At 36.2% G+C, this 14,352-nt stretch carries 6 protein-coding genes and 3 pseudogenes; 3 read left to right on the top strand and 6 right to left on the bottom strand.

Going from position 1 to position 14,352, the window contains the following annotated elements:
* Positions 1-4,721, bottom strand: a pseudogene (locus AVJ20_RS17040) (tyrosine-type recombinase/integrase); the annotation flags it as partial.
* Positions 4,718-5,387 (bottom strand): annotated as a pseudogene (locus tag AVJ20_RS17035) (hypothetical protein). The pseudogenes AVJ20_RS17040 and AVJ20_RS17035, both read right to left, overlap by 4 nt.
* Positions 5,388-5,493: 106 nt before the next feature.
* Here AVJ20_RS17035 and AVJ20_RS17030 point away from each other — a divergent pair.
* The 3 genes from AVJ20_RS17030 (at position 5,494) to AVJ20_RS17020 (ending at position 7,497) form a co-directional block, all read left to right on the top strand.
* A complete protein-coding gene (locus AVJ20_RS17030; RefSeq protein WP_228157249.1) occupies positions 5,494-6,564 on the top strand; it encodes a transposase in 1,071 nt (356 codons plus the stop codon).
* A 188-nt stretch (positions 6,565-6,752) separates the two neighbouring features.
* Positions 6,753-7,019: a DUF1778 domain-containing protein gene (locus AVJ20_RS17025; protein WP_026094019.1), complete on the top strand. Its 267-nt coding sequence runs from the start codon at positions 6,753-6,755 to the stop codon at positions 7,017-7,019.
* A complete protein-coding gene (locus AVJ20_RS17020; RefSeq protein WP_019383654.1) occupies positions 7,009-7,497 on the top strand; it encodes a GNAT family N-acetyltransferase in 489 nt (162 codons plus the stop codon). The genes AVJ20_RS17025 and AVJ20_RS17020 overlap by 11 nt, the downstream gene beginning before the upstream one ends.
* Positions 7,498-7,662: 165 nt before the next feature.
* Here the strand turns inward: AVJ20_RS17020 and AVJ20_RS17015 are convergent.
* The 4 genes and pseudogenes from AVJ20_RS17015 to AVJ20_RS17000 all read right to left on the bottom strand — a co-directional run.
* Positions 7,663-7,996, bottom strand: a pseudogene (locus tag AVJ20_RS17015) (class I SAM-dependent methyltransferase); the annotation flags it as partial.
* Between the two features lie 161 nt (positions 7,997-8,157).
* Complete coding sequence (locus tag AVJ20_RS17010) at positions 8,158-11,325, bottom strand: site-specific integrase (protein ID WP_111886043.1); 3,168 nt, start codon at positions 11,323-11,325, stop codon at positions 8,158-8,160.
* Positions 11,322-13,667 (bottom strand): hypothetical protein, encoded by a 2,346-nt coding sequence (locus AVJ20_RS17005; RefSeq protein WP_228157248.1) that lies wholly within the window; start codon positions 13,665-13,667, stop codon positions 11,322-11,324. The genes AVJ20_RS17010 and AVJ20_RS17005 overlap by 4 nt, the downstream gene beginning before the upstream one ends.
* A 4-nt stretch (positions 13,668-13,671) precedes the next feature.
* Positions 13,672-14,130 carry a hypothetical protein gene (locus AVJ20_RS17000; RefSeq protein WP_111886041.1) on the bottom strand — a complete coding sequence of 153 codons (459 nt, stop codon included), beginning with the start codon at positions 14,128-14,130 and terminating at the stop codon, positions 13,672-13,674.
* Positions 14,131-14,352 lie beyond the last annotated feature (222 nt).

Genomic DNA, 14,352 nt, shown 5'->3' with positions numbered 1-14,352 from the left:
TTTGAACCACGTTTACCTGACGGAATGTTTGCCATCGTAATTAAAGCCCTCTTCCAGGACTCAATATCTACTCGTGGCTGCCCCCGCCCAGAAATAAGATACCGCTCAACATCTTCAAACTTTTGAAATAATTCGTGTTTAATTACTTTTCCCGTCGAATTCTCTATTTTTTGAGCATAGATGACCCACCTCTGACTTTGTCTTTTTTTGAGTACATATTTTTCGATGGTATCTCTCAACTCATATTTTAGATTACCATCCTGTTGATGAATCGCTTGGAAATGCCTGAATAAATTACTCCGACTCATGACTCGCTTAAAAAATGCAGTATGTAAATTGGGTTGCTGTTGTTGCATGCTATAGGCATAAGTAGCCAGAAATAAGATATGAACATAATGCTTTAATGTGGTCGATTCATGTAAATGTCCAAGCACTCGACTAATCGCCTTAATCCCTTGCCCAACTTGTCCTTCATTACCTACTAGCATATTAAATTGCTCATTCGATGGCATCCAAGTTTGTAGCCATGGCAGTTCTAGCGTGAGCGCTTTAAAATCCACCACTGTTTGCAAACACTTTAAAGCATATGTACTTGCAAACGTATGTCTTAAATGATGTAAACTGAGATCAACATCTCCAGTGACTTTCTTTAATATTTTAGATATTTGATCAAAAAAAGGCCTATGCTCACTGTTCTCATCAGACATTAATATCGAATATTTTTTATTCTTATAAATATCATCTAATCCATTTTGAATCGTCTGACTTAATAAATTCATCGGAACAACACGTTCTGATCCAAGTGTTTTTAACTGATGCTCACCATAAGGACGAATTCGGAGCATATCTTCATCAATATCTAAGGGCCGTAAATGAAGTGTCTCTGAACGGCGTACACCCATCGCTGCAGATAAACGAAAATGACGCTGAATCTCTAGACGTAAAGCAGCATCATTCACCCCGGATTCTACAGATTGTAATATTTGAACGATCTGCTGCACTTCATTTTTTGAAAAAACTTTAGCACTTGCTTGATGCGCTGTACGCTTGTGTAACTTTATACGATTATCATTTAACTGAATTAAAAAATCTCTAAAGCGATTCCACGCAGCGAGATGCTTACGGTGTGGAAAATGCTCTTGCGTCAACTCCATCCATTTTTGAAATACATCTTCATCAATCTGGCTATCTTTTGTTAAATCTTCTGAAAACCCCAATATACCTGCACTGACGATGGCCAAATGTAGATGAATCATATTTCGATTCTGTAGACTTAACTCTTCTGCATCACAGCGTAAAATCAACCATCGCACAAAGCACGTTAATAAATTGACTGAGTAGTGATTCGTTTCATTATTGGCAAGCTGTTTAAGCCAAATGCTTGATCTAGATTCACCTTTTAGTTGCTGAATCATCGCTAAAATATCAGACAAATGTAGTTGCTCATCGTCTATTTCTATTTCACTTTCTGGCTCAGTGCTATCTAAATTTGTGGTTAATTTTTCATATTCGGATAAGCGTAATAATTCATTTATTGAAAGATCTTCAGTCAGGACTTGGCCTGATATATAACCTGCAATCAACGGAGTGCTATTTAACATCACATTTTGCTGTAAAGCTTTCAACCATTGAGCTAACGATAGAGTTGACTTAACCCCTATTTGTTTTAAATATGTATTAAAACACTTTTGCCAAGCCGTTCTTTGTTGATTTCTTGGCTGTGCTAAAATCTCTTTTAATCGGGGCTGTAGATACTGTCGGCCTACTAAAATCAACGTCGAGACATAAGGACTTAACAGTACTGTACGGCGTATCTTCGTCACAGATCTATCATTATTCACTGTCAGTTCAACGAGCCGACTATTCCCCATAGCGACTATATGTTGATCAGAAGCAATAAACTCCAACATCGCTTGTAAATGGCTCACTCTGCACAGTTGTGAATACATGGAGAGTACAACCAGCAAACGTCCTATTTCAACATCACAATTTTGATGTTCAGGTAAATGTTCTAAATCCTTCTGAATAAGATCAAGTAAGTTTTGTTCAATATAACACCATGTACTAAAACTATTTTCAGATGTCAGCCATGTACGATTAGCTTTTTGAGGAAGTTGAACGAATAAAGGAATTTTCGTTTTATCGCGAATATAAGCACAATATGCCTTGATCGCTTCTGGCAAATCAATGTTTGTATTTTTAGCTAAATGGGAAGCTAATAGATGTCCAAGCTCTAAAGCTACTTGTGGCTCAGGATTTTCCTCAAAAATCAACGGAAAATAGGACTCATACTCTGAGTTTTTCAACCATTCTTTTACATCATTTTCTGAATATTGTATTCTCGGCTTCGTCTCTACTTGAGCTGTTTTAGTCTCTTGGGTTAAAACAAATGTTGGAATATGCTTGATTTTAAAAAAATCAAAACCTTCAAAACATTCGAAACCTAATTGTTTTTGCAGGTTTTCTTGTACATCAAGCCACTGTTGTTTAAAAACTGATACAGGAAATACTGATAACATATCCCATGGATGACGCCCCCGTATCCAGTGCCCAAGTCCAGCGTCCTTGAACCGTCCAGGTAACTGATTATGATCAGAGCGAACCAACTTCCGTGCCCAATTTCTAACTAAACCTTCAATCTGATGAGAATCAAAAAGTTGCAGAGCATAAGATGATAAATCAACACGTGGTTCAACTTGCTCCCCCAGCATTCGCATCAAACCACGTAAACCTTGAATCTGTTTGATCAACGCTGGCGTCAATGGTACATAACGATCGGTTGATTCATCTTGATGATGTTTATCTTGAATCAATGCCCATCCGGGCTGACTGATCCACTTTGGAAAGGGTTGCTTAATTCCTCGTCCTGCAGTTGCAAGATTCATCCACAATGCTGTATACAACGTTAAGTTATCAAAGAGCACCTGCCAATTTTTCTGTTCATAAGCCTGATTTATTCTGTTTTTTATTCGTGTAATTTCATTTTGTATTTCAACAATCTTTATTCCAATCGGGCTACCCACGCGTTCACTTGAAGTGTGTATGTATTGAGGAATATCAATTTTTATCGTTCTTAAACAATCAGACCATAATTGCTCAAGTTTCTTCTGTTCAAAAGAGGCATAATGAATCAAGTTATCATAATTTCGACCTGATTCATTAGTCACTGCTTTAACGACAGCTAAATCACCTTGGCTATGCTCATATAACAACCGTGGAAGAATATCTCGAATGCTTTTGAGGCTGACTTCTAGCTCTTGAGGTACACTGTTAATTAATCTTCTAACTTCGCGTTCAACTGCCAGTTGACGGGTCCTAATCCCAAGATTTTTGACTTGATTCACCAAATCATTGAGCTCACTTGGTAAAACCAAATGTAATTTCTTAGTCCATGGCACATGAAATTTAGAATCTTCTGGCTTTGTTTTGAGTGTCGGTGTCCCTGCTAAAACACTCAATACATATGCAGATAAAGTATGATCATACTGAATAGCAATATTATTCTGATCAGTATTTTGACTAAAACACGGCGCTGTTAATTCAGTAACCGAACGTCCAGTGAGTAAACTCAATATTAAAGCTAATTTTGCGCGTAAAATTAAGCTGCTATCCGCCGGAGATGGTTGACAGAGCCTCAACACTTGTTGAATCGAATTTAATGACAATCGCCATTTTGTCCAAACTAAACCAACATTTGTAGCTTCAACATGCTGAAAAATAGACTTAGATGCATAAAGCCCTCGAATTAAATCGGATTGTTCTGCCAAAAAAAGTGTAAACAATGGCTCCAATGGTGTTTCATCTTCTTCAATCTCATCATCCGCAAATACTTCAGAAATCAGACCACGATGAATCTCATCAATCTCATCATCCGCAAATACTTCAGAAATCAGACCACGATGAATCTCATCAATCTCCTGCAAAGGTTGGATGGCAATACTTAATGAGCCGTATCGTTGCAAGATAAGTTTTTGATGCTTTAACCCTATACGGTGTAAAAATTCTCGGCGTTTCTTCTTATTTTTTAATCGATTATTATCCCAAATTTGTGATAAAAATAGTTTTAATGCATAAAAAACTTCATTTAATCGTTTATCTTCAGAACCAGCTGACATCGAACGAATCCATTGTTCCGGTTCGTTTTGAGTCACTAAGTCTTTGACTCGTTCTAAAATATCCTCATGACTTGGATCACCCAACTGCCTAATCGCTAAAAAGGCATTATACACACGAGATCCCTTTTGAGCTTTCAGCTTTATGCTTCCATCACCACTTAAATAATTACTATAAATTTCTAGAGTATGTACGTTTTTTTGAAAGTAAAAGATTTGCTCTAAAAACCACGTGATTACAGTATCAAAAGACTGATTATTTCGACTTATTCCTGCTTGAATTAATAGCAAGTCACAAATTCCACTGTCTCCAGTGTATGGACGCAATGGCGTGAGTTTATGTTTGTTTCTATCTGTTGTTTCTGAGAAAAAATGTGGATATTTACTAGAATCCTGTAATCTACTAATGATCTTTAACGTATTAAGCTCATCACGAAATTCTAGTAATTCATCATCCGCAATCAATGTGAAGATTCGCTGACAAATGACAACAATGCCAGCTAAGCTATAGTGTGCACGCAACAAAAATAATGCTTAGATCAGTTGTTGTTCTTCTATATTTTCATTCTGATTAATCCATTCTAGGAGCTGCTCCAAATACCTATTCATGAACTACTCCGAATACGATAAATCCACGCCTTCTTCAAGTCTGTTAAAGCCAAAGCAACTTCTGCAGTTGGTGCCGCACAAACAATTTGCTGCTGATGTTTTTGATAAAGTTCCTCCAATTGAGGTAAAAATACAAAAAAGTCAGCTAAATGAAAATATGGTTGCAAAGACTTGCCAAGCTCTTTTACTTTAATTCTTTCTAATGGCAAAATCTTTTGGGCGATATAGCCTACCAAAACATTTTCGATTAAAAAATTACCACTCACCACCGGTGGTGCCCAATCAACCAATTTTTGAACAAAGAAAATCGGCAGCTGTTTTAAAAAATGCTGTGTATTTAAAAATAAAATCATTTCTTCTAGATCTAAATGCTTTAGTCGAAGTTGCTTTGCAACCACCATCTTATTCTGTGCTTTATCCACTTTAGCCCAGTGTCTTCTTTTCACACTGTTCTTTAGAGTTTTTACATTAAATAAATCCCGATCGACAGCAAGCAGCAACTTACGATATATCGCGAGCAGTAGTAATGCTTGATTCTTAATTTCTTCTGAAAACCTGCTCGTTTCCTCATTGAGTAACATCATTTTCAGAACTAAAACAGGGCATTTTTTTTTTAAACCGGCCTTCAGATATTGTTAATGCATCAATGAGTAATGTTGTCATCATTTTTTCTGCACAGGTAAGTTATTTTTAGCGTTAAAACAATAGAATAACACAGTCCTAAAATGAATAAAATTTAATCAAAAAAAACTCTGTATTTAATAAAAAATATTTGATTTATATAATTTATTTACTAACTTTATTGTTACACCAATTGAAAAAACAACCTGAATTCGAATGGTTGAACGAGGTGAATAGTCAATCACTTCTTAGTGGGTTACTTCACCTACACACTGCTTACAACAACTTTTTTCAGCGATTAAAGAAAGGCAAGGTTGAATTCAGAAAGATCAAAGGATATAAACCAAATCCTGATGAAAAACGCCCATTAAGTCATCTTGTCGGCTACCCACGGTTCAAATCCAAGAAAATACCGCAACGGTCTTATCAATGCCCTCAGCACGCAACAGTGAGCTTTGAGAACGGATTACTTCATCTACCTAAAATTAAAGGGATAAAAACTGTATTTAGTCGGGTATTTAATGGGAAAATCAAAACTGTCACCATTAGCAAAACAGCGACAGGTAAGTATTATGCTTCGATTTTGGTCGAGTCAGAGTTAGAACTTGTTGCATCAACAACAATTCAAGCTGATCAAACCATCGGAATTGATATGGGTTTGAATCACATGCTCATTCAATCCGATGGTAATAAGGTTGAAAATCCAAAATACTTGCGACAGGCTCAAAACCGACTATCCATACAGCAGAAGATATTTGCTCGAAAGAAGAAAGAATCAAAGAATTATCAACGTCAAAAATTAAGTGTTGCATTCATCCATGAAAAAGTGCGCCTGCAACGCTTAGACCTACATCACAAACTCACGCATTACTTGATCTGTGAAAACCAAGCGACCACGTATGCTGTAGAAGATTTAGGGATAAAAAACATGGTAAGAAATCGAAAATTAGCCAAGTCCATTTCGGATGTGGCTTGGGGTCAATTTCTTACGATATTGCAATACAAGGCAAAATGGTTCGGTAAGAATGTGCTACAAATTGGAAGATTCGTTCCAAGTTCTAAAGCATGTTCATGTTGTGGTTATACTATGACAAAATTGCCACTAAGCATAAGAGAATGGCAATGTCCTGACTGTGAAACAGTGCATGATCGTGATTTGAATGCAAGCTTGAATATACGCAATTTCGCTTTAGCTGATGCACTAGGACATAGTACTGTATAAAGAGTTCCTGTACCGCCATACTGTCAGCGCAGTGCGGTATCGAAAGGTGCAATCTCTAAGATTGCATGGGTCGCAAAGATTCCCCCACCATAGCTCTTAGCTTGGTGGTGGGAGTATGTCAAGTCTTGATGCTACATCTTGATATGTTATAATTTGTACATCAAAATGATGTACTTATTGGTGAAGAAATGGCTAATTTAGCAACTGAACGAATTAATGTTCGTTCAACAGCAGATGCAAAGAATGTGATTGAGCAAGCTGCGAATTTATTAGGCCTCAGTGTAAGTTCTTTTATGCTGCAATCCTCCTTTGAACGAGCAAAAGACTTACTTAAATCTAACCATGAGTTGAAAGTAAATAATGCTGATCGTGATATGTTAATGAATTTGCTTGAAAATCCACGCCCTGCAAACGATGAAATGAAGAAATTAATGAGTTTATTAGATGAGAATTGAGATTTTACAAACTCATCACCAAAGAAAATCATTTAATTGTGGGCAAGATGACTTAAATAAGTTCATTAAACAATATGCGTCCCAACATCAGAAATCAGGGACAAGTAAAACGTATGTTGCTGTTGATCATGCTTCAAATGTGATAGGGTTTTACTGTCTATCTAGTACCTCTATTGGATTCGATTTAGTAGATACCGTACTCACCAAACGCTTACCTCGTTATCCACTCCCTTGTGTTGTTGTAGGTCGCTTTGCCGTTGATAAAGTGACTCAAGGGCAAGGAATTGGAAAAGTGCTTTTAGCACATGCTCTCAAACAAGTTTCAAAAGTTGCTCAAATTATTGGTGTAAATTTTGTTGTAATACATGCAAAAGATCAAAAAGCGATGGAATTTTATCAGCGTTTTGGCTTCATTTCTTTAACATCAAATCCATTAACATTAATATATCCAGTGAATGAAATTCCTAATTTTAATTAAAGTGGTCTACTAGGAATACAAGTAACTAGCAAACTATGAATGAGAATTGGTGACAGACCTATCCAATAATCTGCAAATTTTTCAAGATCTTGCTCTTCAACATGCTGATATGAAGATGAACTATTCATTAATGCAGCATGAATACATTTTAAAACATCAGAGATGTCTATTACGAGCACAATGTAGTAAAGAGGCACATGCCCAAATACCATCATATGTTTCATATTCTGCTAGTCATAAAAACTTTGATAACGTACTTTCAACCCTGTAAGTTCAGTCGCTTTTTTTACAAGTTCTTCAGAATAGTCAATCGCATATACGTAATAGCCCTTTTTTCTAAAAGCCAAAGTATCCCGACCTGAGCCACAACCTAAATCTAAAATGTAGGCATCATGTGCTAATTGCTCTAAAAAGGTTGGTATAGTGCTTCCATATCCACATTCAAGGTCGACTTTATAAATTGATCAGCCTGTTTATTGTAATAATCTATTGTTTTCATTCAGTTGGATACATCTCAGCCATGTATATATACGATATCAGAGTTCGCTTATCATTGAGAAACGATTTTAACCTACAACTTCAGCGACGATATCGCTCGTCCCTTTCTATATTGATTTATATTCAATACAGCTTGCCTTAGACATATTAAAACAATTCATTTTAAATGCTCAATTTTTCTTGCTGAATCGCATGTATCAACATAATAAACGCAATACAAAGTGTCGTATTTTTATTCTTTTCATTGATAAAGCTTAATTTCACTTCACGACTTTTTTGTGACTTATCCGGTGGATCATTATCAACTTTTAGCTGTGTATCCTCAGGGAGTAAATACTTTAGTCCCGTAATCAGATGTTGAATGGACCAATCGACACGTGGCCTATTTTGCTTATCAAAACGATATTGAAAATGAATAAAGTTTTTTCTCAGCTTTCCATGTTCAATTAAAATACTCAAGGCTTCTAAAACCTGATGTTGAACCCGCTTTGGCAGTGCTGAAATCTCTACGCATTGCTTTGCTTCAAAACCTTTCTTTAAGGCTTTTTCATATAAGGAGATGAGTTCATCTTCACTAAAATCCTCATTATTTTGAGGCTTTTTTACCGCCACCCACTTAGTAGCGAGCTTTTTACTGCGTAATACCCAATCATGGTCCTCATAGGCTCTATATTTAATGTAATCATGGATGATGGTAGATACAGATGCATTTTTACTTATTTTAGGCTGAACAGGTTTAACTGAATCCACTTTTTTGAGTGCATATGTGGCATGATAAAAATCGAAATACTGGCCTTTTCCTATTATATGATTAAGATCCACAATTTCTGTGTTAGCACTTGTTAAGTCATTTTGAAGTATCAGTTTGATCGTGTCCCAATGAATTGTACAAGGCAAATGATAAATTCGATCTATCACCAACAAATCCAGCACATGTAGATAGTGAGATGCTGTTTGCTCTATGTTTGCATGCCCCATCCAGTCAGCTAGTAACCGCCACTTATGCTGTATGACAGCTTCATGCTGAATTGCAGTTTCTCCAAATAAATGCTGACGCATGACTTTACACCGGCTCCAAGTGTAATCCGTATAGGTCATGATCATCTCTTTTGAGCCTAACCAAGCGATTGCTAAATGATTCGCGGCACTATGTCTAAAGTTATGGAAAGTATAACCATGCCCTTCACCCAATATCTCATCAAAAATCACTTGGGTCATTTCACTAATATAAGCTTCACTTAAAATTTCGCCATCTTGGGCAAAAATCAATTTGTCCGCATGATTAGTTTTCGCTGGATTATGTGTAATACATTGTTTTAGATATTGCTGTACCAATGCCAACTCTTCATCGAGCATGACGGCGTTCAGATCAAGCTGACGCTTTGCGTTTTGGCTTTTGAGTTTCCGATAAACATTGTTACGTAAATTAAAACGGATCTGCACAGGTTTGGTCAGCGTATCATTACGCCAAATCAGTTCAGGACAAATGACCTCTGCCAATGTAAGTCCCCTAATTTCATTCAATCGCATCCCCAAACGAAATGCGAGTAAATACATGAGCTGTAGCTGAAAAAGATACGCTTGCTCTTTAGTTGTTTGACATTTTTCAATCTTTAAACTTAGTACCTGTTTAAGCTGATTGAACAATTTTGGGCTAATTAATTTGGCATGACAAAATTGTACACGATGATAATCATTGTATTGAAAGGTACCGACCTTAGGGACACGGTATTGTTTCATACAAAACTGATGAAATGCTTTAAGTCTGCCAAATGCATACTGTGCACGTCCGTGATTGGCCTTAGGATCAGTCTCACGTTTCGCTTGATCTCGATCATCAATACTATCTAAGATAGCGTCGTACAGTTCCTCACAATCTTCTTGATCCATGTTATCTATATCACCTGGGAACATATAGACATGGAATAAGTAATCTTTAGCGATACTACTTAAATACCGCTCGATGCTATTGAGTTTCATCTTTTGAGACTTAAGATGAAAAATCCAACCCAGTAGCCTGAGCTGTGCTTCTATTAGATTTTTTTCATACAGGCCAACGTGAGGCTTCTTTTCTTCTAGTCGCTTCTGAATGCTTGTCCATCTGATCAATTTCACACGTTCACTTTTACGCTGCCGTTTCTGACGCTTATCAACTTCAGTCTGATCTTTTTCAAATAGCATCAATTCAAATGGAATTTCTTTGAGTTGCTGGTGAGCTGTAATTAAGTCTGGTACCGCCTTTTCTGTCTGTAGTGGTATATCCCGCTCAATATGTGTTAACTGCGTCTGCAAGATGTTGTGATCTAACCATGCTCTCGCCTGATCAATAGGTGTTAACGACACCGTTTTGAGACGACCTCGCATAACCTCGCTTAAGCACATATCTAAGCCCGAATAAGAGTCAAGCTCAATGGCTAAGTTTGAATGATCAAAAGGTGTAAGTGAACGAAGCTCTGCTAACTGTTTATCATTACGGCGTAGTAGTTTTTTCAGACCTACGATCTGATGACTCAAATCAATTTCTTTAGGTAATTTCCCTAATACAGTAGAGATAGACTCCAAAACATATCGTGGCATCTGCTGATTCAAGGCTTGAGAGCCATGCTGTTTTATCCCTTGTATAAACAACTGTGCATAGGGATTAAGCCAAATATAACGCCACTGATACACCTGTCTATTTTCGATTTGATTACCATAAGCACGCTGTGGTACTCGATAATGCAGTGCGAGTGGTTGGATGATTGTTTTATATCCAGCATGATAAAGTTTAGTACAGATTTGGAGTTCATCTTTGACAATAGCGTTGACCAGGGTATTACTAATTGCTGTTAATTGACTTAGATCAGTACAGCCAGAGCAGTACATCAGACTTAAATAAAAATTCCCCCATAACCATGCCGGAGTAACTTCATCCTTGTATGGACAATTCCAATAGGATTTTAAGGCTATAGCAATATGATAATGTTTTTGTCCTTGCCGAAGATGTGATTCAGTACTACGAAGTTGTCTGGGTATAGGTTCTAGAAAAGTAGTTTTAGGCCATACTTTGATTGGATACGCATTCTTTGCTTGAGATAAATAGGTCTGACGCAAAGATAAAAAATATTTTTCAATAGCTTGAATATACGGTTTTTGAGTATCTTTCCGAGTAAATTTCTTCTGCTCTAAAAAACAAATAAATTCATCATAAAACTCGTACCACAAGGTATTTAGTGTGTTATCTAATAATTCAGGTCGGTCTCTTAAACTCTTAATCTGACTTTTCATTTCGGCAAATACAGAATCAACCTGAACCTGAATTTTTTGAATCAATGACTCATCTATACTCATGATAAGCCCTCAGATTGAAGTACTGAAATGTATGACAGATGCTCAATCTGCAATTGCTTAATCATGCGATCAATATTTTGGGTAAATTGATTGATATATTGTGGTAAAGATGCAGATGAATAGCGATAAAAGAGCTCCTGATTACGCTGATCATGCCCATAAACTGCTTGTATGACATTAAAAGCCAAACCTTGCTCCATCAACATATTCATATCAAAGTGTCGTAGCCAGTTATTATATAAACTGCTGAGTTGATGACCTTCAATATAGTCATTAATCCAACTTCGGTTAAGCGCAGCAATCTTAATTTTCTTACTTGCCCATTCCTCAGCAGTGGTCGGTAACGATTTCGGGTAATGGATCACTTGGCCAAACAAATCTTGCAATGTAATCTTTTTCCCAAACACAAATCGGAGGAGCTCTTCATACTGCTGAGTGACCGTATTTAAAAATTGCGTATAACGTTTAAAAGCTTGGATAAAAAATGCTGGGAGCGGTATATAGCGACCATCTTTTCGTGATTGACTGTTTTGCTTATCATCTACATACAACAACTTTAGTTTTAAATCGTAGTCACTATACTTTCCTAATAAGTTTTCCCGAGGACGGCGTGTTAGACACAATAAGCTGATATGCCACATCCAAGCACTATAGGCATTAATTCGCTCAATTATATGTTGATGTATCTGTATTTTATCAACGCAAATGGCATGTAATCGTGTAAAAAATTGACCAACATAATTTTGATTGAGTGCTAATTGGCTACCAAAACGTGATATAGACGCAGGTTCATGTTTAACAAACTGCTCTTTAAGCATTTCAATTTCTGTTTTCGTTTCTTCAACACTGAGTGTCTCTAAGTAGATCAAATAATGCTGATTCAATTCCGATGCGCTCACACCATTGTAGAAACTACTCGGTAGCTCATGGGTGCTATCTTTGCCCGATAGCACATGGGCAATATATTCATTAAAAGTACGGTGAAAAATATAGAAATACAGCTGGGCTTGGAGTTTCTCAACAGTAATTGAACCTAGCCCCTGATTCTGAGTCCATTTTTTGAGTCTTTGATTGATCTCTTGTACTGTAAGTACCTGTTGTGATCCATTCAAAATAAGATATTCAAACCAACTGCTTGATACATGGAGATCATGCGTCACTGTTTTATTCAGTTGGTGAATCTTTAAAGTTTCAACTTTTTGTTTTGTAATATCTAAATGTAATCTGAGTCGATACTCCGGCTTTTTAGAACTACCACCTTTAATAAGCACTCCCTCATCAATCAGTTGTTTATATTGAAGCAAATGCCTTGGTGATAAACCCGTCGCTAAACTCAATAAGCATGCTGCTGCAATCGCTGAATCTTGAGTAGGAGCATTATATAACTCACCCTTCAAAATATAGATAAGATGTTGAATCACATCTTTGCTCATGTAATTTGTGTTGGTTACAAACGGTTGTAGACGTCTTTGACGATGCCTCATCAAATGTTCACTATGATTGTTCAATACTGTATTAAAACGAGCTGTAGATTTAGATGTTGTATGTACAGCAATCCCCTCATCTATAAATTCAACATCTCCATCATCAGCATAAAAGATCTCCTGTCGAGCTTGAATATATGCTGGATATCCTTTAATAAGCTGTCTTTGTTCTCTCTTCTTTTGGAAACTTCTTAATTTTTTCTTTGTCGGCCAATCTGAAATTTTTATTTTTTTACGACGCGAGCGTTTTACAATCCTCCCTTGTTTTAATCGTTTAAAGATAATTTTTAAGTCATTTATATAATTTAGCACCTTAGTTTGAGTGAACTCGGGCAATTTTTGATTTATTTTATTCTTAAGGAAACTCTCCCAGTCACTCGTCACCTTGTCCTGTTCGAGTTCTAACATATATTCTATAAAGTATTCTAAGAGCCTTTTACTCTCGTCTTTTAAAGAACTTTCTTCACTTTGTTGTAGAATTGATTTTGCAATATATCGAAATAAATCAAAAATTTCTTTTTGTTTAGCTTGGGAATCTGGGATAACGGCTAATTTTATATAAAGCGCTTCAACAAAATAACTCGTTCTCAAAATGAGGTATGACCATCCAGCATGGTCTAATACATCACCCGAAGCAAAAAAGCTTAAGGCTGCAACTCGATATTCTTCACCCAGTTTACGCGCTTTAATTATCTCGTGAAAAACCTTATGCGCAGTTTTTCCAAAATCACTAAAAGTCTGCTTATCACTTTCATCTAAATCATCAAATACAGCATGAGAAATAAACTTTGTTCTGTACTCTTGGTATTGTGTTAAAAAGAGATCTTGTCTCCGTTCTCTCTTTTTCTGAACTTCCATTCGTTCACTCTTGCTCTGCATTGATTAAAGTTGAAGTCTCGATCATACCAAGCTGCTTCTTAGAACATTTCTCCATGACTTTTTGTCTCGTTTCATCGTTACGTATGTCAAAAAATTGAAGTAGTAGTGGTGTAGTGAGTTCCTTACGTGTATTAAAAATTTCTAATGCCATTTTTGAATCGATATATTTTTCCATATCGCAAATAAGCTGAATCTGCGGAATATATTGGACATTTGCACGTACTGCCCTATCTGTTTTCAAAAGTTCTAAAATACGATGCCAGAGTTTTACATAAATTTTTTTAAAATTATTCTGCTTACTCTTGTTGTTGCCCGGCCTGATTTTTTCTAGTTGTTTCAGCTTAGCTTTGATGTATTCCAAGTCTTCTGTTTTGGTTGAGAAAGGTAGAACAAATTGATAAAAAAATACGAGAGTGTTTTTTATCGTTTGATCAAAACTCATGACAAAATTAGCTCAAAATATTAATACAAATAGTTATAACACTTTTTCTATTTTTTATTTCACAAATCAAAATAAATTTAGTAAGCATTTGTAATAAAATATCTTTTTAAATTTTATTCTTCCATTTTTTTATAGTTTTTAGTTATTCTATAGAGATGGATCCGGAAATTTGAACAACTCCTATAAGTGATACTCTGCTGCTCAAATGATGTTATAAACATT

It is taken from the genome of Acinetobacter sp. CFCC 11171, assembly GCF_003268405.1.
Classification (GTDB): Bacteria; Pseudomonadota; Gammaproteobacteria; order Pseudomonadales; family Moraxellaceae; genus Acinetobacter; species Acinetobacter amyesii.
Note: the sequence above shows the minus strand (reverse complement) of the source record. Positions and strands in the feature narration are given on the sequence as shown.